20 protein-coding genes are annotated in these 23,487 nt (G+C 37.6%); 7 read left to right on the forward strand and 13 right to left on the reverse strand.

The genetic code is table 11. From position 1 onward, the window contains the following. Nucleotides 1–16: 16 nt before the first annotated feature. Nucleotides 17–2,317: a family 65 glycosyl hydrolase domain-containing protein gene (locus tag ESB04_RS01240; RefSeq protein ID WP_129025430.1), complete on the forward strand. Its 2,301-nt coding sequence runs from the start codon at nt 17–19 to the stop codon at nt 2,315–2,317. Nucleotides 2,318–2,362: 45 nt separating this feature from the next. Here ESB04_RS01240 and ESB04_RS01245 read toward each other — a convergent pair whose 3' ends face one another. Next, nucleotides 2,363–3,364 (reverse strand): fatty acid desaturase, encoded by a 1,002-nt coding sequence (locus tag ESB04_RS01245; RefSeq protein ID WP_129025432.1) that lies wholly within the window; start codon nt 3,362–3,364, stop codon nt 2,363–2,365. A gap of 172 nt (nt 3,365–3,536) precedes the next feature. On the opposite strand from ESB04_RS01245, the gene dnaK reads away from it, so the two are divergent. Continuing rightward, the gene (gene dnaK / locus ESB04_RS01250) at nt 3,537–5,426 is read left to right on the forward strand and encodes a molecular chaperone DnaK (protein ID WP_129025434.1); all 1,890 of its coding nucleotides are present in this window, start codon (nt 3,537–3,539) and stop codon (nt 5,424–5,426) included. Between the two features lie 85 nt (nt 5,427–5,511). Here the strand turns inward: dnaK and ESB04_RS01255 are convergent, their stop codons facing one another. The 11 genes from ESB04_RS01255 to ESB04_RS01305 all read right to left on the reverse strand — a co-directional run bounded on the left by ESB04_RS01255 (nt 5,512) and on the right by ESB04_RS01305 (nt 18,280). Beyond that, nucleotides 5,512–6,561 (reverse strand): XdhC family protein, encoded by a 1,050-nt coding sequence (locus tag ESB04_RS01255; RefSeq protein WP_129025436.1) that lies wholly within the window; start codon nt 6,559–6,561, stop codon nt 5,512–5,514. Beyond that, nucleotides 6,533–7,687, reverse strand: coding sequence for a cysteine desulfurase family protein (locus ESB04_RS01260; protein ID WP_164969566.1), 1,155 nt, complete (start codon nt 7,685–7,687; stop codon nt 6,533–6,535). The genes ESB04_RS01255 and ESB04_RS01260 overlap by 29 nt, the downstream gene beginning before the upstream one ends. A gap of 96 nt (nt 7,688–7,783) precedes the next feature. After that, nucleotides 7,784–8,128, reverse strand: a complete 345-nt coding sequence (gene rplT, locus ESB04_RS01265; RefSeq protein ID WP_129025440.1) for a 50S ribosomal protein L20 — start codon at nt 8,126–8,128, stop codon at nt 7,784–7,786. A gap of 81 nt (nt 8,129–8,209) precedes the next feature. Further along, a complete protein-coding gene (gene rpmI / locus ESB04_RS01270; RefSeq protein WP_109323028.1) occupies nt 8,210–8,404 on the reverse strand; it encodes a 50S ribosomal protein L35 in 195 nt (64 codons plus the stop codon). Nucleotides 8,405–8,489: 85 nt separating this feature from the next. Further along, complete coding sequence (gene infC / locus ESB04_RS01275; RefSeq protein ID WP_129025442.1) at nt 8,490–9,050, reverse strand: translation initiation factor IF-3; 561 nt, start codon at nt 9,048–9,050, stop codon at nt 8,490–8,492. Between the two features lie 116 nt (nt 9,051–9,166). Next, nucleotides 9,167–11,107: a threonine--tRNA ligase gene (gene thrS, locus ESB04_RS01280; RefSeq protein ID WP_129025444.1), complete on the reverse strand. Its 1,941-nt coding sequence runs from the start codon at nt 11,105–11,107 to the stop codon at nt 9,167–9,169. Between the two features lie 53 nt (nt 11,108–11,160). Continuing rightward, entirely contained in the window at nt 11,161–12,201 is a 1,041-nt protein-coding gene (locus ESB04_RS01285) for a tetratricopeptide repeat protein (RefSeq protein WP_129025446.1), read from the reverse strand. Nucleotides 12,202–12,230: 29 nt separating this feature from the next. After that, on the reverse strand, nt 12,231–15,014 hold the full coding sequence (locus ESB04_RS01290) for a TolB-like translocation protein (protein ID WP_164969568.1): 2,784 nt from the start codon (nt 15,012–15,014) through the stop codon (nt 12,231–12,233). A gap of 26 nt (nt 15,015–15,040) precedes the next feature. After that, on the reverse strand, nt 15,041–16,456 hold the full coding sequence (locus ESB04_RS01295) for an aldehyde dehydrogenase family protein (RefSeq protein ID WP_129025450.1): 1,416 nt from the start codon (nt 16,454–16,456) through the stop codon (nt 15,041–15,043). Between the two features lie 5 nt (nt 16,457–16,461). Continuing rightward, entirely contained in the window at nt 16,462–17,211 is a 750-nt protein-coding gene (locus ESB04_RS01300) for a hypothetical protein (RefSeq protein WP_129025452.1), read from the reverse strand. 4 nt (nt 17,212–17,215) lie between these two features. After that, complete coding sequence (locus ESB04_RS01305; RefSeq protein WP_129025454.1) at nt 17,216–18,280, reverse strand: AMP-binding protein; 1,065 nt, start codon at nt 18,278–18,280, stop codon at nt 17,216–17,218. Between the two features lie 83 nt (nt 18,281–18,363). Between ESB04_RS01305 and ESB04_RS01310 the strand changes: the two genes are divergently transcribed. Genes ESB04_RS01310 through ESB04_RS01330 form a run of 5 tightly spaced genes read left to right on the forward strand, consistent with a single transcriptional unit; the run spans nt 18,364 to nt 22,574 of the window. Beyond that, nucleotides 18,364–18,813 (forward strand): DUF2452 domain-containing protein, encoded by a 450-nt coding sequence (locus tag ESB04_RS01310; RefSeq protein ID WP_129025456.1) that lies wholly within the window; start codon nt 18,364–18,366, stop codon nt 18,811–18,813. Nucleotides 18,814–18,816: 3 nt separating this feature from the next. Beyond that, nucleotides 18,817–19,641, forward strand: a complete 825-nt coding sequence (gene menB, locus ESB04_RS01315; protein ID WP_129025458.1) for a 1,4-dihydroxy-2-naphthoyl-CoA synthase — start codon at nt 18,817–18,819, stop codon at nt 19,639–19,641. A 2-nt stretch (nt 19,642–19,643) separates the two neighbouring features. Then, on the forward strand, nt 19,644–20,048 hold the full coding sequence (locus tag ESB04_RS01320) for an EVE domain-containing protein (protein ID WP_129025460.1): 405 nt from the start codon (nt 19,644–19,646) through the stop codon (nt 20,046–20,048). Nucleotides 20,049–20,052: 4 nt separating this feature from the next. Further along, a complete protein-coding gene (locus ESB04_RS01325) occupies nt 20,053–21,666 on the forward strand; it encodes a hypothetical protein (RefSeq protein ID WP_129025462.1) in 1,614 nt (537 codons plus the stop codon). 2 nt (nt 21,667–21,668) lie between these two features. Continuing rightward, nucleotides 21,669–22,574: a class I SAM-dependent methyltransferase gene (locus tag ESB04_RS01330; protein ID WP_235832155.1), complete on the forward strand. Its 906-nt coding sequence runs from the start codon at nt 21,669–21,671 to the stop codon at nt 22,572–22,574. Nucleotides 22,575–22,580: 6 nt separating this feature from the next. Here the strand turns inward: ESB04_RS01330 and ESB04_RS01335 are convergent, their stop codons facing one another. Beyond that, nucleotides 22,581–23,471 (reverse strand): bifunctional 5,10-methylenetetrahydrofolate dehydrogenase/5,10-methenyltetrahydrofolate cyclohydrolase, encoded by an 891-nt coding sequence (locus ESB04_RS01335; protein WP_129025464.1) that lies wholly within the window; start codon nt 23,469–23,471, stop codon nt 22,581–22,583. Between the last annotated feature and the right edge of the window lie 16 nt (nt 23,472–23,487).

Genomic DNA, 23,487 nt, shown 5'->3' on the forward strand with positions numbered 1-23,487 from the left:
CATTGTCAATTTATATATGAAACAATATTTAATCCATGATGAATGGAAAGTCATTGAAGACCGATTCCACCCAGAATACAATGAAATAACCGAGTCCATTTTCTCACTAGGTAATGGAAGAATGGGACAACGTGCCAATTTCGAAGAAAGTTATTCAGGAAAAACCCTTCAAGGAAATTACGTAGCTGGAGTTTATTATCCAGATAAGACGAGGGTAGGATGGTGGAAAAATGGTTATCCCGAATATTTTGCTAAAGTCCTCAATGCAGCCAATTGGATTGGTATAGATTTGGAATTAGATGGAATAAAAGTAGATCTACATCAGGCCACCATTCATGATTTTTATCGAGAATTAAATATGAAGGAGGGCTATTTGCTACGTAGATGCGAGATAAGTCTTTCCAATGGCAAAAGGTTGCTTATTCAGTCCATTCGATTTAATAGTATGGCAGATGACGAATCCGGTGCTATTTGCTTTCAAGTTACACCTATCAACTTTTCAGGAGAAATACATATCTCAGCCTTTATCGATGGAGATGTAAAAAATAAGGATTCCAATTACCAGGAGAAATTTTGGGAAGAAGTCAAAGTGCATGCTTGGGAAAATCGCTCATGTGTTTGGTCAAAAACGAAGAAGTCCAATTTTGAGGTTATGACTGGTCAAGAAGTCCAAATATTTCAAAATGGTCAAAAATTAGACATTAATCCCAGCTATGAACTAAAAGAAAAGTACAGTGCATTGCATTATCAATTAGACATAAAACAGAATGAGACCTTAAGTATCTATAAATATGCCGTTAACTTAAGTTCAGAGAACCATGCCAGCCATTCTTTTGAACAGGTGTTACTTGATTATCTACAAAGAATAAGCCAAAAGGGTTTTGAAAAGATGCTTCAAGAACAAGCCAATGCTTGGGCTGAAAAATGGAAAATCAATGATATCATTATAGAAGGAGATGTAGCTGCCCAACAAGGCATTCGATTTAATATATTTCAACTGAATCAAACCTACACAGGAAAAGATGATCGCCTAAACATAGGACCCAAAGGATTTACTGGTGAAAAATACGGAGGTTCAACTTATTGGGATACAGAGGCTTATTGCATTCCTTTTTATCTTTCCACTGCACCTAGTCATGTGGCTAAGAATCTATTGATTTATCGTTGGAAACAATTAGATAAAGCCATAGAAAATGCTGAAAAATTAGGCTTTAGTCAAGGAGCTGCCTTGTATCCTATGGTGACTATGAACGGCGAAGAGTGTCACAACGAATGGGAAATCACTTTTGAGGAAATTCACAGAAATGGGGCCATCGCTTACGCAATCAAAGATTATGTCCAATATACAGATGACAAAAAACATTTGGTTGATTATGGCTGGGATGTCCTATTAGCCATCGCCAGATTTTGGAAACAACGCGTCAATTGGTCAGAAAATTTGCAAAAGTATGTCATTTTAGGAGTAACAGGACCGAATGAATATGAGAATAATGCCAATAATAATTGGTATACCAATTACCTAGCTGCCTGGTGTCTAAGTTATGTTCAGGAGGTATACCAAGAAATAAAAAACCTGTTTCCGGAGGATTCAAAATTGAAATTTATTCAAAGTCAATTTGATGAGCAGGAATTAACTGACTTTGAAGAGATAGCGAGTAACATGTATTATCCGAGAGATGAAAAACGGGGTATTTATTTACAACAAGATGGCTTTTTAGATAAAGTAATTGCGCCAGTAGACCAAATACCCGCCAATCAAAGACCTATCCATCAGCATTGGTCTTGGGATAGAATTTTAAGATCTTGCTACATTAAACAAGCGGATGTACTACAAGGTATGTATTTTTTCGAACCACATTTCTCCCAAGAGGAAATATCCAGAAACTACAATTTTTATGAACCCTTAACCGTACATGAATCATCTTTAAGTCCATGCGTACATAGTATTTTAGCCGCAAAACTGGGTAAAGAAGAGAAATCCTATGAATTTTATACTAGGGCCGCTCGATTGGATTTAGATGATTACAATAATGACACGGAGGATGGTTGTCACATTACTAGCATGGCAGGTACCTGGATGTCTATTATAAAAGGATTTGCCGGTCAAAGCGTTGAAAATAATTTACTTCATTTAGCACCATTTTTACCTAAACAATGGAAAAGCTATCGATTTAAAATTCATTTTAGGAATAGCCATTTAGACGTATGGGTAAAACAAGAGGGGGTAGTGATTTATAATTTAACAACTAATCCTGTCGAGCTACTCATACATGGCAAAAAACATTCCATCGAGCCAAATGCATCGATATTGGTATAAAAAAAGGCCTCAAGATTGAGGCCTTTTGAATGTCATGTGCTTATTCTATTCTTTGACTAAATCTATATCAGGTGTAGAAACGTCAGTTAATACTACGCCACCACGTTCTTTACGTGCAATACGTGAATATAAACCTACCTCTTGAGAGAATAAAAAGGTAAAAAAAAGCTTAACAAAGGAAGTATGGTATTTTAGATTATCATAAAACTCTGGAGCTGCCGCTTTCAACTTGGGAAGGTTATTCCAAGGAATAGAAGGCATATCATGGTGTTCATTGTGATAACCTACGTTCATATTAATCCCATTCAAACCTCCATAATAACTGTAGGTTTCTTGGTTTTTGTCTAAAACTAGGTAATGCTCTTGTATCCAACGAGCACCGAGTGGATGCAAGCCAACGGAAAACATAAAACTCAAACCCATATAAGCTAGTGCTGGCCAGCCCCATAAATAAACGATCAGTGCATCGAAGGCAAACTGAGCCACAATATTCATGATAACCCAACGATCAAATACAGCTAATTCAATGCAGCGAATAGTACGAATCGCTTGAAAAAATGGGAAAAGCAATAACCAAATAGCTTTACCTATGAAATAATTGTTGATCAATTTGGCTTCCCAGTAATCTGGCAAATCAGCATCCAATTCATGTACTCCTTGAAAGGCATGGTGTTTCAAATGGTAATTTTTGAAGGAAATTGCAGTAGGGAATAAAGAAGGGAAGTTGGCAATAATTCCTGCGAAAACATTCCAAGAGTTCTTTTTGAAAACCAAATTATGCGCTGTTTCGTGGATACACACAAAAAGAGTGTGTGTAGGAAAAGCACCTATAAACCAAGCTACTGCCACAATCATCCACCCAGGTGAATCTTTCAAAAAATAGGCTAAACTGATTTGAATACCGACACAGGCTAAAATCCACCAAATGGTATTGGGGTTTTTGCCAATTAATTTTTTTACTTCAGGATGTTTCTTGATGATTTCTCTTGTACGCTGGCGATGAGGCTCTGAACCTTCTACCCACGTAAAGTCATTAAATTCAGACATAATTGAACAATTTTTCTTTATGCAAAGATAACATATAAGCCTATTTCCTGTCGAAAATTATTCAATTTTATTATTTGCCTAGCCAATAAGTGACAATATGTCAGCATTTGTAAAAAAGTAATTTCATGGCATATTCCTTGATAATAAGGAGTGAAAAAATAACTTAATAATCATGGGAAAAATTATTGGAATTGACCTAGGTACCACCAATTCGTGTGTGGCCGTAATGGAAGGGAATGAGGCAGTGGTCATTGCTAACTCAGAAGGAAGAAGGACAACTCCCTCAATTGTAGCGTTTTTAGAGAATGGTGAGCGTAAAGTTGGAGATCCTGCGAAAAGACAAGCAATCACTAATCCTCAAAATACCATATCATCTGTAAAAAGATTTATGGGTAAAAAATATAGTGATGTAAGTGCTGAATTAAAAACCATATCATATCAGGTTGAGAAGGGGAACAACGATACCCCTCGTGTTCGCATCGGTGATCGATTATATACTCCACAAGAAATTTCTGCGCAAATCTTAACTAAGATGAAGCAAACAGCAGAAGATTATTTGGGGCAATCTGTATCAGAGGCCGTAATTACCGTACCTGCTTACTTCAATGATGCAGAGCGTCAAGCAACCAAAGAAGCTGGACAGATAGCTGGTTTGGAGGTAAAACGTATCATCAATGAGCCTACAGCCGCTGCCTTGGCATATGGAGTAGACAAGCAAGGTAAAGATATGAAAATCGCAGTGTTCGATTTAGGGGGTGGAACGTTTGACGTTTCCATCTTAGAGTTGGGTGATGGCGTTTTCGAAGTTAAATCAACAGATGGAGACACTCACTTAGGTGGTGATGATTTCGATCAGGTTATCATCGACTGGTTAGCTCAGGAATTTATTGCTGACGAGAACATCGACTTGCGTAAAGATCCAATGGCACTTCAACGCTTGAAAGAAGCTGCGGAGAAAGCTAAAATTGAATTAAGTTCAAGTGCTTCCACAGAAATTAACTTGCCATACATCATGCCAGTTAATGGAATTCCAAAACACTTGGTTCGTAACTTAACTCGCGCGAAATTCGAGCAGTTAGCCGACAGTTTAATTCAGCGCACTTTGGAGCCTTGCAAAAGAGCCATGAAAAATGCGGGGTATTCTAACTCAGATATTGATGAGGTAATCTTAGTAGGAGGATCTACACGTATTCCTAGAATTCAGGAAGAAGTAGAAAAATTCTTTGAAAGAAAACCTTCTAAAGGCGTTAATCCTGATGAAGTTGTAGCCCTAGGAGCTGCTATTCAAGGAGGAGTTTTAACGGGAGAAGTAAAAGATGTTTTGTTACTTGATGTGACTCCATTATCTTTAGGTATTGAAACGATGGGAGGGGTGTTTACCAAATTAATCGAGGCAAATACCACTATTCCAACCAAAAAGTCAGAGGTATTCTCTACTGCCGCAGATAACCAACCTTCCGTGGAGTTAAATGTATTGCAAGGGGAAAGACCCATGGCGAAAGATAACCGTTCATTAGGTCGCTTCCACTTAGATGGATTGCCACCAGCACCACGCGGAGTACCTCAAATTGAAGTTACTTTCGATATTGATGCCAACGGTATCTTACACGTATCTGCTAAAGACAAAGGAACAGGTAAGGAGCAAAAAATCCGTATTGAGGCTTCCAGTGGATTAACAGATGCTGAAATTGAAAAAATGCGCAACGAGGCAAAGGCCAACGAAGCGAATGATAAAATTGAGAAAGAGCGTGTTGAAAAAATCAACCAAGCTGATGCCTTGATTTTCCAATCTGAGAAGCAGTTAAAAGAATATGGAGAGAAGCTTTCAGAAGGGAACAAATCAGCCATTGAAGGAGCTTTAGCTGAATTAAAAACAGCCCATGCTTCCCAAGATGTAACGGCAATTGATGCAGGTTTAGAGAAATTGAACACAGCTTGGACTGCTGCTTCACAAGAAATGTATGCTGCTGGTCAAACAGCAGAACCTACAGGAAATCCAACTGATGCTTCAACTAATGGAACCACAGAGGCGGAGGATGTAGCTTTCGAGGAAGTAAAATAGTTAAATAGGTTTAGAGGTTTATTTAAACTCCCAGCTGATAAGTTGGGAGTTTTTTGTTTTTTATGGGAATTTCTATAAACTAATTCTAAACTACGTGTATAGGCAATTTTCGATATTTTAAAGCCTGTCCATTACGATTATTTTTTTGAGCAATAATCTCCGCCAAGATAGAAATGGCAATTTCTTCGGGACCTTCTGCACCAATATCCAAGCCAACAGGATTGGATAAAAACGCTCGCACTGAGCTAATATCGAAACCTTCTTTTTTTAATTGATTCTCCAATTTATCCATACGCTTTTGCGGACCTAAAATCCCCCAATAAGCCACTTTAACGTAAGACATTAATCGTTTCATCAAAAACGCATCACGATCAAAATCATGGGTCATCATAACCAAACAATCCTCCGCTAATATTTCCCACTCAGATTCCCAATCATACACTTGATGTACTAGCTTCTTGCCGATAACATTCATTTTTGGGACATTACCAACCCAATGAATTTCCCAAGCTAAAAGATTCAATTGCTGAATTAAAGCTAAAGCATCAAATTGGTGACCAAAAATCCATATTCTAGGCATGGGAGGAACATATTCCCAAAGTTGTGATTTACCTTCTCGAAGTTGATAAAGAGCCATCTTATTTTCTAATACCGCTTGTTTATCAGCATCTATGCTTGATAATTCGCTATTTCGAACATAGCTAAAACTATATTGATCCAATTGATTCTCATCCCACTCACTTAATAATATGCCAGGTTCATGAGAGGAAATAGCCTGTTTCAATGCTTTCGAAAATGCCTCTAAATGGGAACGAATTGGATTAATCACGATATCTATTAATCCTTGACATCCCAAACCTACGCCCAACTGAAAAGGATCATCTTCACGAGTATCATAAGTCACTAATTTTATTTTTTGAGTCATGATGGCCATTTGAGCCTTTTTCAACATGTCACCTTCCAAACAACCACCACTGATGGCCCCCCACCAATTTCCATCACCCGTAACCAACATGCGCGCACCTGGTCTACGATATGCAGAGCCCTCTACATGTACGACAGTGGCTAACGCCATTTCGACATTTTCTGACAATAGTTCTTCTAGTCTATTCGAAATTTGTATCCAATCTTTCATGAATTAATTGATGTAAATGTTGAACCAAATATTGTTTAACCCATTCGTGATTTTCTTGTAAATAAGGATGCGCCAATGAAATACGCAAACTAGCCAATGCCATATCATCTGGCCTACCCAACGCTTTTAATACATGAGATGGAAAAGTTGATTTTGAATTGCAAGCAGAACCATTTGACATGGCCAAAAGGGGCATCGATCTAAATAATTTTTCCCAATCCACTCCTTTAATTGATACATTTAGTATGGATGCCACCTGATTTTGAGAATCTGAATTGATCACAATGGAATTGCCCAATTTTGCTTTCAATTCATTCGCTAAATCCTTTTTCTTAGCTTCTAATTCAGGTAAATACTGCAATAATAGGGGTATTTGTTGAATGGCCTTGGCCAATCCAACTATCAATGGAACTGCCAATGTACCAGCTCGTAAATTACGTTCTTGAGATCCGCCCCATTGTCTAGCCTGTAAACCTATTCCAGGTTTGACATAAAGTCCACCAATACCTTTAGGACCAAAAATTTTATGCCCGGAAAAACTCAACAAATCAGGCAAATATAAATGTTGAATAGCCATTTTACCCAAAGCTTGCGTAGCATCACTGTGACAAATAATACTGTGATTAGAACACCATTGAGCAATTGCCGGTACATCGGTAATTGTACCAATTTCATTATTTACCCACAGAAGAGAGACCAATCGAGTATTTTCCTTAACCGAAGCAATAAAATGCTCTAAAGTAATTTCGCCGTCCAGATTAGGCTTTAAGTAAGTAATTTCCCAACCTTTCGATGCTAAATGAGCTAAGGGCTCCAACACAGCCTTATGTTCTAAGACAGAGCTTATGATATGTCCTGGAGTTTGATGCTCTAATAATCCAAGGATAGCTAAATTGTTGGACTCTGTAGCGCCTGAGGTAAAAAGGATAGAAGAGGGTTTTACATGAAAAAAAGATGCAATGGAATTCCTGGATTCCTCCACAGCATCAGCTGCTTCCCAACCAAATAGGTGCTGATTAGAACCTGAATTACCGAATTGATCTGTAAAATAAGGAAGCATAGCCTGCAATACTTCCTGAGAAACGGGAGTAGTGGCAGCATAATCTAAATAGACAGGACGCTTCAAAATATTTGCCTAAGAGTAGGCTACAAAGATACATATAGGACATGAAAAAAGTCCCAAATTTCTTTGGGACTTTCTAAGGAGTATCATAAAAAGGCATTAACCTAGTTTTTTAACTACTGCTTTGAATGCTTCTGGATGATTCATCGCTAAATCAGCAAGAACTTTACGATTTAAAGTCATACCTGATTTATTGAATTTACCCATAAAAGCGGAGTAAGACATTCCTTCTTGACGAGCGGCAGCATTAATACGCTGAATCCACAATCCTCTGAAGTCTCTTTTCTTAACCTTACGATCACGGTATGCATATTGCAAACCTTTCTCTACTTTGTTTTTGGCAACGGTCCAAACATTCTTTCCGCGACCATAAAAGCCTTTGGCTAATTTTAAAATTTTTTTTCTGCGAGCTCTTGAAGCTACATGGTTGACACTACGTGGCATAAAAATTTGTTTTTTGAAATGTAGGCGACTCTTTCGAGTACTTTAGGCCTTATTTCTGGTTGAACAATAACTAAATTGATATTAAAGACCTAACATTAAGTTTACACGGTCCATATCTGATGGAGAAACTAAGGTAGCATGAACTAGGTTACGCTTCTGCTTAGTCGTTTTTTTAGTAAGGATATGGCTATGGAAAGCGTGTTTACGCTTAATTTTACCAGTTCCAGTTACCTTGAAACGTTTCTTTGCTCCAGAGTTGGTTTTAATTTTTGGCATTATAGTAAAAATTAAATTAAAAATTGGGAATGCAAAAGTATAAAAAATACCCATGAATTCCCATTCTGAATCGAAAAAAAATAAATTATTTCTTGGCTGCTTTAGGAGAAAAGATAATGCTCATACGCTTACCTTCTAGCTTAGGCATATCATCTGGCTTGCCAAAATCCTCTAAACCTTTGGCAAAATTCAAAAGCAACATTTCACCACGCTCTTTAAAAACAATGGTACGTCCTACAAAATGAACATATGCTTTTACTTTGGCGCCCTCTTTTAAAAAGTTAACAGCATGCTTTAACTTGAAATTAAAATCATGCTCGTCCGTGTTAGGACCGAAACGAATTTCCTTAATAACCGTTTTGGTTGCGTTGGCCTTGATTTCCTTTTGCTTCTTCTTTTGATCATACTTGAATTTAGCATAATCAATGACCTTACAAACAGGAGGAACTGCATTAGGGGAGATTTCAACCAAATCTAAACTCTGAGATTCAGCAATAGCCAGGGCTTTCGAGAATTCATACACACCTTGCTCTATATTTTCACCAACTAGTCGAACCTCTGCAACACCTCGAATTAAATTGTTAATTCGATAAGGTTCCTCTTCTCGTTTATTTCCTCTGTAATTGTTATTGGGGCGTAAAGCCATAAAGTGAATTTTCGTTTAATAATTAATGTTAATTTTTGAATTCAATTCGAAATCTATATCAATTTTAACGCATTTGCAAACAAAAGACTCTCAAGCAATTGATATTCCTGAAAAATCTATTTATCCTGAGTTAATTGTTGTATTTCTTCTTGTGCAATCGCCATAAAGGCATCTAAAGTCATGGTTCCTAAATCCCCCTGACCTTTTTTACGGATACTCACCATACCCTCTGCCTGTTCTTTATCTCCAACAATGATCATGAATGGAACTTTAGAAACCTCCGCATCCCTAATTTTACGTCCAATCTTCTCATCCCGGTGATCCACATAACCTCTCAAATCACGCTCTTGCAGGCGTAAATAGATTTCATTGGCATAGTCCTCATACTTTTCAGAAATAGGCAATACCGCTAATTGATCCGGAGATAACCACAATGGGAAATTACCTGCAGTATTTTCGATTAAAATAGCCACGAAACGTTCTAAAGAACCAAAAGGGGCACGATGTATCATCACCGGACGATGCTTTTGATTGTCCGAACCCGTATATTCCAACTCAAAACGTTGTGGCAATTGATAGTCGACCTGAATCGTTCCTAATTGCCACTTTCTACCCAAGGCATCACGAACCATAAAGTCCAACTTAGGACCATAAAAAGCAGCTTCACCATATTCAATCACATAAGGAAGCCCTTTTTCTTCTGCCGATTTGATGATAGCCGCCTCTGCCTTTTCCCAATCCTCATCACGACCAATGTACTTTTCTCTATCTGTTTTATCCCGTAAAGATACCTGAGCAGAAAATTCCTGAAATCCCAAGGCTTTAAATACATATAATACCAAGTCAATCACTTTCATGAATTCATCCTCCACCTGATCTGGACGGCAGAAAATATGCGCATCATCTTGAGTAAATCCACGTACACGAGTAAGTCCATGTAATTCACCAGATTGCTCATAACGGTAAACCGTACCGAATTCCGCCAATCTCAAAGGTAAATCCTTGTAGGAGCGAGGCTTCGTCTTGTAAATTTCACAATGATGAGGGCAATTCATCGGTTTCAATAAAAATTCCTCATCTTCATCTGGTGTATGAATTGGCTGAAATGAATCTTTGCCGTATTTGGCATAGTGACCTGAGGTCACGTATAATTGCTTGCTACCAATATGTGGGGTAACCACAGGAGAGTAACCCGCCCTTACTTGAGCTCTACGTAAAAAATTCTCCAATCTCTCTCTCAAAATTGTTCCTTTAGGTAACCATAAAGGCAATCCTAAACCTACTTTTTCTGAAAAAGCAAATAATTCTAATTCCTTTCCTAATTTTCTATGATCCCTTCTTTTGGCCTCTTCTAATAAAAACAAATACTCTTCTAATTCCTTGGCTTTAGGAAATGTAATGGCGTAAATTCTGGTCATTTGTTTACGCTTTTCATCCCCTCGCCAGTAAGCACCCGCCACACTCAATAACTTAACGGATTTAATAAAGCCTGTTTGAGGAATGTGGGGTCCACGACATAAGTCGGTGAAATTCCCCTGGGAATAGAAAGTGATGGAACCATCTTCAAGGCCCTCCAATAGCTCTAATTTATACTCATCATCTTTTTCTTGAAAATAGGTGATGGCATCCGCTTTGGACATAGGCTTACGTACATATTCACTTTTTTGGCGTGCCAATTCCAGCATTTTATCTTCTATTTGCTTGAACTGATCACTGCCAAATTCTTTACCTCCTAGGTCAATATCATAATAAAATCCATTCTCGATAGCTGGACCAATTCCAAACTTAGTACCAGGATATAAGGCCTCAATAGCCTCTGCCATTAAGTGGGCAGAAGAATGCCAAAATGTCTTTTTCCCATCCGTATCATTCCAAGTAAGCAATTGAACTTTCGCATCCGTTTGAATAGGAGTAGAAGCATCTACTACTTTTTCATCTACTTTGGCAGCCAGCACATTTCTAGCTAAACCTTCTGAAATGGATAGGGCTATTTCCATGGGAGTTACCCCCACTTGATACTCACGAATATTCCCGTCGGGAAAAGTAATTTTTATCATTCGAACTAATTTTCCGCAATTTACGAATTAAGCAGGAATAATGCAGGCCTATTTTAATTTTCAGGCGACTTCGCGGATAAACTATCTTGTTGAGCTTGGGTTGAATCCAAGCTTCGGTTCATAAATCTAAACTTCAAACTTTTAAATCTTTTGTCCTGAGGATATAATCCCTGAGCCGAATCCAATAAAGCCAAACTCTTCATTCGCTCACCGATATATAAATAACAGATGGATTTGTAAAATAAAGCTTCTGCAGCCCATGGCGTATTGGGTGGTACCTTATCCAAGAAGGCTATCGCTTTATAATAATCCCTACTTTTGAAATAAAATGTTCCCACTTCCAAAAATAAAGCTGGATTGGAGGAAAATGATGATAAAACCCTGGCATACACATTTTCTGCTCGAGGGGTTTGTCGAATCCTAGCCAAAAACCTTGCCCAAAAACGCAATAAATGCGGATCATTGGGATATTTTTTTCTGGCCGCCAATAATTGGTACTGGTAATTCATGATGGGCATTCGATCCGCTTGCAATTGAAAATAAATTCTTGCTAATGGATTATCAGCTAAATAAACTCTGCTGCTATCACGAACATTCCTTAACCATGTTAAAGTATCTCCGACCGATAAATTTCGTAAGGTATAAACATAGGCTTTGTCCTCAGGTGACAAACCCACTTTTAAACTTTTTGCCAAATAATAATTGGCAATTTTTACCTGTCCACGGTGTGCATAAATTTCTGCTAATAATATCCACAAGCCGGGACTTGAAAATCCTGCTTCCTCCAATGATTTAGCTTCATTCAAGGCTTCATCATATTCCTCTAAATGGTAATGAATCTTGGCAGAAAGGAATAAAAAATCCAAATCTCCCGATTCAATTTGTAAAGCTCTTTGAATATCCTCCGCTGCCAACAAATATTTCCTTTGAGAGAAATACGCTTTTGAACGCAAATAGAATAGAGTAGAAGAGGGCTTATCCTCTAAAATCGCACTTAAATATTGAATAACACGTTGAGGATCTTCCCCCTTTTTAAAAGCTGATGCAGGTGGTATTTTTTCTCCTTTGGAATCCTGATTGGTTTCACAGGACATCAAAATTATCAAACCCCACCCTATAAGGATTAAAAACCTATATCGACTACTAAAGGATACCACTCGATTTGTTGGGTTTGAGATTTATATAAACAACGTACTCCGATTTCAAATGTCTGTGCAAATCGCATCAAGTGAAATTGAGATGACAAATCTACACCGAATGATTGAAATGTATTCTTTGATATTTCATCTTTCGAATAATTTTCTCCTTGCGAGGCATCAAAAAACAGGTTGCCTTTCAAACGCTTAACATAGACTAACCTACCCAAATTAAAATCAGTATTGGCAATAGGAAATTTATAGTCAGCCGAGAAAGTATATAATCGATTGTACAAAACCGTAGTATATCCTCTGGATAGCGCTAATGTACTGGCAAAAGTATAATTCCCATTGGACTGTTGCTGGTAGGCACCTCTCAAGGACAAACCGTGGTGTTTGATTAATCCAGGTAAAAAGAATTTCAGCTGAGCCGACCAAATTTCAGACTTCAAATTTTGAGTAAATGGTGTTCCTTGCCAGTAAAGTCCCAATTGGTAGCCCCAAGGTGATTGGACGTCCCAATATGCCTTATTCATTAATTTGGAATAGGATATGGCGTGGGTCATGGATGAATATAATCCATTAAAAGCTTCATTCTTGTATCTCAGCGGCAAATCATATCCATTTACTTGAAAAAAAGAATAGGTAGAAGATAAAGTCAAATATTCTGCAAATGCCGAATGTGTCAAATTGAAGGGTAAACGAATGCCTATATCACCCTTAGTTTGAGTCCAAGAATCAGTTCTCAAACTATCCAATGGAGATTTTTTATCGATGTACAAACTAGTACTTCGCTGACTATTTTGAAAAGAAACATCAATAACCGGATAAAAACCTTGATAAGAAAATCTGGCAAATTGGGTTCCTGAGCGCTCATTAGGATCATATTGATATCCAAGTCCAGCTTGTAAGGTATTCGTTATATTTTTAGATAAAAGACTAAGTTCCAGCTGATTTCCTTGTGCAGCTACTAAAGGCCCCCATGAATACACATTGAAAATATTCCATTTGGAATAAGGTTTAATGGAATAATTTGGGACATTCTCTTGAACGCTATTTACTTTAGAAATATTTGCTAAAGGTTTCCAATTCTGTTCTCCAATCATTTTTTGAACAATGACATCTCCTTTGGCCTGATATGCCTGATAAATCAATTTCCCATCTGAAGAAACCTGGGCAGAATATGCCCCAAACTCGGATTGAGTTACAATCTGTTTCTTGGAAGTAGAAATATCGATCCTAGCTATTTGATCAATTCCATTAATAGGCTCATTGAAGTACACAAAAGATCCTTTCAAATAGGGTGAACCGATGTTGCTTTCTCCCAAATTAAATTCATGTAAAACATGTAATTTGTCTAAATCAATGATTCTAATGGCTTTCTGATGTTGGTATTTCACCACATACACTAAACGGTTTTCTTCAGATAATCGAGCATGAATGATTTGTTCCCCAGGAGCAATTTGTATTTTCTTAATCAGTTGCCGAGTTTCGATATCCAATAACAACATATGGGAGGAACCTGAAGTATTTTGAACTAAAGTCAACAAATGCTTGCCATCTGGGTTTATGGATGGATTTATCCATTTCTCATCACCATCCCAATAAGACTTTTCTTTTGTAAATCGGTTATAAAGGACGATTCTACTACCTTGCCTCTGACCCCAACGAGGATCAAATCTTATTTCTGACCAAACCACCCAATTCTTGGATGCAGACAACATATTCATTTCCGCTATGGGGCCTAGTTTTTCTAAAATTCTTTCATTACCATGACTCAACTCCACTAAGACAGGGATGGTGGAAAAACCTGATTTAATAGCCACCACCGTATCAGAAGACACCCAATTAGGGAACTTATAGGGAGAAAAACCTTTCTTTACTGCCGGACTAATTTGAATTAGGGACTCTGATGCTTGCTTCGTATTAATAGCTTGCAGCTGTAAGGAATCCTTTAAATTTTTCAAGGCCATTTGGCTCCATTGATCAATGCTTAAACCTGTTCTTTTCTTGAATACTGATGAAAAAGCAAATGGATAAGGTCTGTTTAAGGCTTGCTGCCATATCTGACCAATAGCCTTTTCTCCTTGTTTTTCACGGATATATTGACTAAAATATTGTCCAAAAACGTAATGATTAGGGACCCATTGGCGAAAGGATTTACCCATCATTTTTCCATAGGAAGGTATTCCAAATTGAAGTAAATAGGCATGCAAAGGCAAATAAAACTCAGGTATTTTACCCCTTCCTATGGGATTCAAACGAGTTTCAGTTTCCACTGCATCACCTTCCCACAACCAATTGGGAATTATCAAATTGGAATACAAAGCCTGGCCATTGCTTCCCCAGAGGGTTCTAAAAACACTTGCCAACCCTTGACGACCTAATTCATTTTGATAAATATGTCGCGTTTCGTGGCTTACAAGCATTTCCAACCATTCATTTGTACCTACTAAAGACGGAGATTGAGTTGGTATAGTGAAAAACTCAGCTCTAGGAGCATTTAGGCTAACAAAACCATTAGAATAAATGCCCTGGTTTTGAAGTACAATTTTCCAGGAATGAAGCTTAGAGGGAAGAGTTTGACCAACTTTAGAAACGTGTTTTTCTAGGTAATATGCTGTTAATTTAGCTAAACTATCGGCATCTTTGGGGAAGATTAGCTGAATAGGTAAATTAGGAACCTGTATTTTTTTCCATTGAACTGAGGGTGGATTTTGGTCTAGTAAGGCATAATTTAATTGGGCCTTTGATTGGAGGGTCCAAGCCACAAATATCAGAAATAATAGGACTTTTTTTACAGCCATTTCAAAATAAAATCAAGCATCCAACGAACATTCAATTTATAGGGTGGGTACAAGAATTTCATCATCCGACTGTGCTGAACTAAAACGGATTTTTGATTGGAGAATTCATTAAAACCAAATTTACCACCCGTTTTACCTATTCCAGAATTATTAACTCCACCAAAAGGAAGTTCACCATGACCGTAATGAATCAAACAATCGTTCACCACTACACCTCCGGAACTTGTATTTTTCAGAATGTATTGAGTGAAATCTTCATTTTCTGAGAAAATATATAAGGCCAATGGCTTTTCCTCCTTGGCTAATTGATCCACAATTTGTTGCTCATCTTTGTACACCAAAATAGGGAGAACTGGACCAAAAATTTCCTCCTGCAAAATTTGCATATCGTGGTTACAATTAGTCAAAACAGTAGGTGAGATATAACATTCATTTTCATCGGTATCCCCACCAAAAAGTACATTAGCTCCGCGTAATTTGGCATCTTCTACTAAATGCATGACGCGCGCAAAGTGCCTTTTATTGACAATTCTAGCATAATCCTTACTTTGTTGAATACCTTTATTTTCAGGATTATAAAAACTATTCACCGCCTTTTCCAAGAATTCCAAGAAGGCAAAATAATGCTTTTCATGAACATAGACATAATCTGGGGCAATACAGGTTTGGCCATTATTTAAAAATTTTCCCCAAGCAATTTTTTGTGCGGATGCCTCAATATCTGCTGCAGGTCCAATGATAGCAGGCGATTTTCCTCCCAATTCCAAAGTAACCGAACAAAGATGTTCAGAAGCAGCCTTCATCACTACTTTACCTATGGCAGGACTTCCCGTAAAAAATATATGATTGAACTTTTGCTCCAATAAATGAGTAGAAACAGCAGCATCTCCTTCAAAAACAGCAACTTCGCTACGATCAAATAGACTTGTAATCATCTTTTTAATAAAAGTTGATGTAGCAGGACTTAGCTCCGAAGGTTTTAACATAACCGCATTACCTGCAGCTATGGCTAACAATAAGGGACAAATAGCCAGGTTAAATGGATAATTCCAAGGTGCAATGACCAGACACATACCTTTAGCTTCGGGTTGAATATATCCTTGCGTACCTAAAAGTAGGAGAGGTGTATCTACCCTTTGAGGTTTCATCCATGATTTTAGGTTCTTACAAATATGATCAATTTCTCTCTTTACACCCAACAATTCAGCTAATATCACCTCAGAAGCAGGTTTTTTAAAATCTTCATAGAGCGCATCAAACAATTCCTTTTTGTGCGCAAGCATGTATTTTTCTATAGATCTTAATTTATCTATCCTCTCTTTAGGGCTAGAATTATTGAGTCTAGCCAAAGATGATTTTTGAATCCAATAAACCTCAGCAATTTGATCTTCTATCGATGAAACCATAATTTTTATGATGCAAAAATTTCTCTTAAACTGTTTTCCAAACCATCAAAATATCGATTATTACCAGATGGTTTTCTCAATGAATCACCAGCAATATACCAAAGCCCGTCACCCGGATAAACCGCAAAAGACTGAGAACTTTTCAATTCTTCTTTAGCCTTATCAGATTGGAAATCAGCTATGTAAATCGTATTCATTAAAGTTTGTAAACGCTCCCAATCTGAAATTGTTTTTTGAACAGAACCTGATTCTTGGTAGGTGAAGTTTAAATTTTGAAATGATAATTCTCCTTCTATTCGAATCCAATTGCCTTGATGATCCTTAAATTGAAATCCTAGGTATAAAGGCATTTCTCTTCCGGCAGCTTCAAAAATAGATTGAAAAAATTCCTGAATTAGATTTTCTTCCATTTCTAGCATTCTAGGAACCAGAGTTTTACGATCTTCATACTCCAACATGATAAATGGTTCAGTATCTTTCGGTTTACAAATACCAGATTTATAGGTATCAAATCTAGCTTGCAATCGATTTTGCCATACCGGTGTAATGGGGCCTTTCCAAGACCAAAAATCCTCCAGTGGTAATCCCTCCGCCATAAGTTCTTCCTTAGAAAAATCATCCCGGTCAGTGTATTGTATTTCAATTTCCAAAGATGCCACCGAACTTCCCCAATCAAGAAATTTTAGCATCGCTTCGAAATGATAGGGAGCGGGAACATGATTGGCGCTTTCGTACAATAAATTAAAATTACTCATAAAATTAGGATTCAATGGATGAAGTTTCTTGATACAAAGCTACCGTTTTCCGACTATCTAATTTACCGTTTGAATTAAATATGAATTGAGGAAGGCAAATAATCGACTTAGGGATTTGTTTTGATGACAAATGTTGCAATAAATATCGCTTTAAATCATTTTCCCAAGTAATGGCTTGTTGGGATTCAATAAATAATGTAGCTCTCTGACCATATTTTTCATCAGGTAAACCTGCTACAAAACAAAGGTAAGATAAACCATTTTCCAGAAAATAAGTCTGAACATGTTGTTCAATCTGGCTTGGGAATATTTTCATTCCTCCCGAGTTGATCACAAAATCCTTCCTTCCTAAAATTTGAAATCGCTGATCTGGAAGCAAGTCAGCTACATCATTCGTTTCAATCCAAACTTCATTGGTAACAAAAGAACGTACGCACAGGCAAGCATCAGCATTCAATCTCAATTCCACACCTGATAAAGGAATTAAATATTCATCAGTAGTCTTAGAGATAGATCGATAGGCTATGTGGGATACAGTTTCTGTCATCCCATAGGTTAAATAAATGGGAATATCCTGTTTAGCGGCAAGATTTTCGATTTCTTTTGAAATAGCAGCACCACCTACTAAAATACCCTTGGCAATGGAAAATGATGAAAGCAGCGAGGGGTTTTGTAATAGATATTGTAACTGAGGAGGGACCAAAGATGTCAATACTAAAGACAAATTGGCTGGAATTTCAGGTTGATTACTAGGTTCAACAATAACTAATTCCAAATCCAATACCAATGCCCTAACTACCACCATCACTCCTCCAATAAATCTAATAGGCAAACACAAAAGAGCTTTATCGCCTGACTTTAATCCCAACCATTTACCCGTCATTTTGGCAGAATAAATCATTTGTCTACGATGAATTTTAATTTCCTTGGGAACACCTGTGGAACCTGAAGTATGAAAGGTAAACCATTCATTTCCAGTATGCCATAATCGGCAAAATTCCATGACCTCAGCTTCAAAAGGAGTCGATGGAATAGGGAAGGAATTTGACTTGGGAGAAATAAGCAGCATATAATCAGTCAATCATTCCAAAATTAACCAAACATTCTCTAATTTTGAGGGTTAAAGCTAGGATTTACCTTAATTAATTGCGCATGTCAGAAGATCCTTTCTTAAATCCAATCAATCCTGAAAAAGTAGCCGCCAATCCAGGTCTTTTACCTTATGCTCATACGGCTGGATCTGCCGTTATAAAGCCCGAAGATATGGGTAAAACCAAAGGTCGATCTGTGACAGCCATGAGGCAACAGACAGATAGGCAAATGAATCAATTGTACGAGCAGATGGAAACTTTAGCCAAACAAGCGAAACTTTTGGCTGAAAGAAAAGAGATTTCTGAACGAATATATGATGCTGCCATGGGTTTTGAACCCATCATTAATGAAACTTATTACCTGTACGAAAAAGAAAATGGGACAGATTTATTGTCTTTAGTGGCTCCACACGAATGGGGGCGATCTTTTAAATACAGTCGATTTTTAGCTCAAGTAACTTTATTAGCAGACCATACCTGGGATGTAATTTATAACCAAGAAAATATTTAAATCATGACATCTAATTTCCCTTGGAAAACCATTAAAGAATATGAAGAAATCCTATTTCAGCAATATAAAGGAATAGCGAAGATTTCAATTAATAGACCGCACAAACACAATGCATTTACACCAAAAACGGTGCAGGAAATGTCGGAGGCCATGGAATTAGCCAGGCAAGATACTTCCATTGGCGTTGTTATTTTGACAGGAGAGGGAGGAAAAGCATTTTGTTCAGGTGGCGACCAAAGTGTTCGAGGTGATGGGGGTTATGTTGGCCAAGACTTGGTGCCTAGATTAAATGTATTAGACTTACAAAAACAAATTCGTTCTATTCCTAAACCTGTGGTAGCTATGGTAGCAGGCTGGGCTATCGGTGGTGGCCATGTACTACATGTCGTATGTGATTTATCCATTGCGGCAGATAATGCGAGGTTCGGTCAAACAGGACCAAATGTAGGTTCATTTGACGGTGGCTTTGGAGCTTCCTATTTGGCCCGAGTAGTTGGACAGAAAAAAGCCAGAGAAATTTGGTACTTATGTGACCAATACGATGCTCAAGAGGCCTTACACATGGGTTTAGTTAATAAAGTTGTTCCATTAGACCAATTGGAAGCTACCACGATTTCATGGTGTGAAAGAATACTCGAGAAAAGCCCAATAGCGCTTCGCATGTTGAAATCCTCCTTTAATGCAGAATTGGATGGTCAAGCTGGTATCCAAGAATTAGCTGGAAATGCTACCTTGCTTTACTATTTATCTGAAGAAGCCAAAGAGGGTAAAAATGCATTTTTAGAAAAAAGAAAACCTGATTTCTCTAAATTTCCTAAATTTCCATAAATATGAATTATTGGCTAGTTAAATCAGAACCTTTCAAATATTCTTGGGATGATTTCGTTAAAGAAGGTAAATCCGTATGGGATGGGGTAAGAAATTACCAGGCAAGAAACAATTTGATGGCCATGAAAAAAGGAGATTGGGTCTATTTTTACCACTCCAATGAAGGTCTCGAAGTTGTTGGATTAGCCGAAGTCAGTAAGGAACATTATCCTGATCCGACAACAGATGATCCTCGCTGGGTAGTGGTAGAACTGATTCCCGTTCGGAAGTTTAACAAAACAGTTACCCTAAAACAAATGAAATCAGATTCTCGTTTATGTAATCTGGCATTAATAAAACAATCCAGACTCTCAGTGACCCCTGTTAACAAACCTGAATTTGATATCATATTGAGCCTAACAGAATAAATATATGAGAGTTTTATCTTCCATCAAGCTATTACTAAGTGGTATTTTAATTCTTGCCTTATTTCAATTGAACGCTCAAGTAGGTCAGCGAATTGAGTTTCCAGTAGGAGGAAAGGATTTGGAATCTTTCACCATACCCATTGGAAATCAAGGAGTTATAATACTTAACCAATTAGGTAAACAGGAGTTCAGTATTCAGAAATTCTCTACCAACTTACAACAAGTTTGGTATACTTCCGGAACCATAGATAATGGACTTGATTACGTAAATCACAGTTTTGATGGAAAATCACTTAACCTATTGTTCAGCCGTTTTAAAAGTAATTCCTATCAAGTCATTCGGGTCAATATAGTTAAAGGAACTTTTGAAAAATTTCAAATCTATTCCGTTGATCGAATGGAAATATCCAATTTCAAAGCATTGAATGAATCTCTATTCATTGCTGGTATAGTTAATAATCAGCCTGTTATCTTATTTACGAACTTAAAGGAGCGTAAAACGCGCATACTGCCTTCGGTAGTAAAAGGACAAGCAGAAATCCAGTCGATGGACCTAGATTCCATTCAACAACAAATCAATGTAACCTATTCGGTAGGAAACCGAGCTAAAAATTATCAATTAGTTATCAAGTCTTTTGATGAAGATGGAGTGCAAATTGGGCAAATTGTAATGGATCCCAACGAGGAATTTGCTATGATGAATGCCAAATCCACCCAGCTCAACGACTCCTTACAAGTTATCGTGGGGACTTACGGTCATAAAACTACCATTGGATCCTCTAAGGGACCAAGTTCGCAAGGGATCTATTTTAATTCATATTTAGATGGAGAATTGATACAGTCCAAGTTTCATAGCTTCACTAAGTTTTCTAATTTCTTCAATTTTTTAACGCCTAAACAAAAGGAGAAACAAGAAAAGAAGATAAAAAATAAAGAAAGCAAAGGAGAAGATTTGCGCTTAGATTACCGTTTATTAATTCATGAAATTATCAAAAAAGGTGACCATTACATTGTGGTGGCAGAAGCATTCTATCCTGATTATAAATACAATAATTTCGGCCCATACGGCAGCATGATGGGTTTAGGAGGTTTTTACTCACCATGGACTATGATGTATAATCCTTACCGTTGGGGTTACGGTTATTATGGCTTGTATTCACCCTATTCTAGCTATTATAGCCCTTGGGGATATAGAGGGTTCAATTCCTACGGAAGCCAGCAGCAATTTGACGGCTGGGTTTATACACATGCAGTTATTGTCGAATTAGATGAAAAGGGGGATTTGTTATGGGATCATTGCATAGCCATGAAAGACCTAAAAGAACCCAAATTAATCCAAAAAATTAAAACTTCTCTTCAGGGGGATGAGATTGTTCTTTCTTTCAACATAGACAATCAAATCATAACCAAAAAAATTGGTAATCAAGGAAGATCGGAAACAGAAAGTATTCAAAATATTAGTACTGATAATGATGCGGATAAAATCAGAAGAAGCAGTAAGTCGGAGTTAAATTACTGGTTTGGTCCCTATTATTTAGCCAATGGCTACCAGACCATCTCCAATGAAGAAGGTCGCCGTTCAGTATATTATTTAAATAAGATTGAAATCCAAAAATAAGTTTGAAGCAGTCCACATCCATTGCCATTGAAAGTCCTCAATTTTGGGGAGATAATTATCAGTTAATCGACTCAGGTGGATTTGAGAAGCTGGAAAAATTTGGTTCTTTCATCGTTAGAAGGCCAGAACCACAAGCTATTTGGGGTAAATCTTTGTCGGAACAAGCTTGGCAATCTCAATGCCACGCTCATTTCAAAAAAGAAAAAGGAAGTGTAGAGCGTGGTCAATGGGAGATCAAAGGAAAAGTGGCTGATAAATGGTTTATGCCTTATCAATCAAAGCGCCTAAACTTATCCTTCAAAATTTCTTTATCTTCTTTTAAACATGTCGGTCTATTCCCAGAACAAGCATCCAATTGGGAATATTTAGCAGAAAAAATCCCTCAATTTAAACACAACAAGCCCAAGTTTTTAAACCTGTTTGCTTATACAGGAGGAGCTAGTTTGGTGTGTCGACAAATGGGAGCAGACGTAACTCATGTGGATTCTGTTAAACCCGTTCTTTCGTGGGCTAGGGAAAACATGGAAATATCCAAACTTGATGGGATAAGATGGATGGCGGAGGATGCCTTAAAATTCGTCAAAAGAGAAGCTCGAAGAGGTAATTTATATCAAGGAATTCTCCTGGATCCCCCAGCTTATGGAAGGGGACCTGATGGTGAAAAATGGGTCTTAGAAGAACAAATTGAAGATTTATTACTTTCTGTCAAAGAAATACTAGATCCTGAAGAGCATTTATTATTGAGTAATGTCTATTCATTGGGATTTTCAACTTTAGTGGTGGAAAATCTAATGAATGGCATATTTGATGTGCCGGAAACGGCAGAATCAGGTGAGCTGTATTTAAATGATAAAAGCGACAAAAAACTGCCATTGGGAGTTTTCCATCGCTATTATTATCAATCTTAATATCGCTTAATTTTTAGGATAAATTTCTCCTTTAGCCGCCAACAAAGTGTTTTTCATTAATGAAACAATGGTCATAGGACCAACACCTTTAGGCACTGGAGTGATGTAGGAACATTTGGGCGCTACGTCTGCGAAATCCACATCCCCTTTTAAGGCAAAACCAGATTTTTTGCTAGCATCCTCGACACGGGTTAAACCCACATCAATTACTACGGCACCTTCTTTAATATGAGCTGCTTTAATAAACTCAGGTTTTCCTAGAGCAGCAATGACAATATCCCCCTGTGAACTAATCTCCTCTAAATTAGGTGTTCTCGAGTGAGTCAGAGTTACGGTGCAATTACCCTGAGGATGATTTCTTTGCATTAAAATTGACATGGGTAATCCAACGATTTGACTCCTTCCTACCACCACACAATGCTTACCAGCAGTTGGAATTTGGTAATATGCCAATAAATCCAGCACTCCTTGAGGAGTAGCTGAAATGTAAGCAGGCAAACCCTTAGCCATTCGACCGATATTGATGGGATGGAAACCATCTACATCTTTGGATGGATGTATTGTTTCCATAACTTTATCAGGATTAATATGGTCTGGCAATGGCAATTGAACAATTAAACCATCCATACCAGGATTATTATTTACTTCTTGAACCGCCTTCAGTAATTCAGCTTCCGTGATAGTCGGATCAAAACGTAATAGGGTAGAGGTAAAACCTAATTCCTCACATGACTTAACTTTATTGGCAACATAAGTTTCAGAGGCTCCATTGTTTCCTACAAGAATGGCCACTAAATGTGGTGCCCTATGTCCTTTTGCTAACAATTCTTGTACTTCTTTAGCAATGGAGGCTTTCATGGACTCAGCCACAAACTTGCCATCAATAATTTGACTCATACCCATAATTTATATT

The organism is Aquirufa rosea, from assembly GCF_004118285.1.
Classification (GTDB): Bacteria; Bacteroidota; Bacteroidia; order Cytophagales; family Spirosomataceae; genus Aquirufa; species Aquirufa rosea.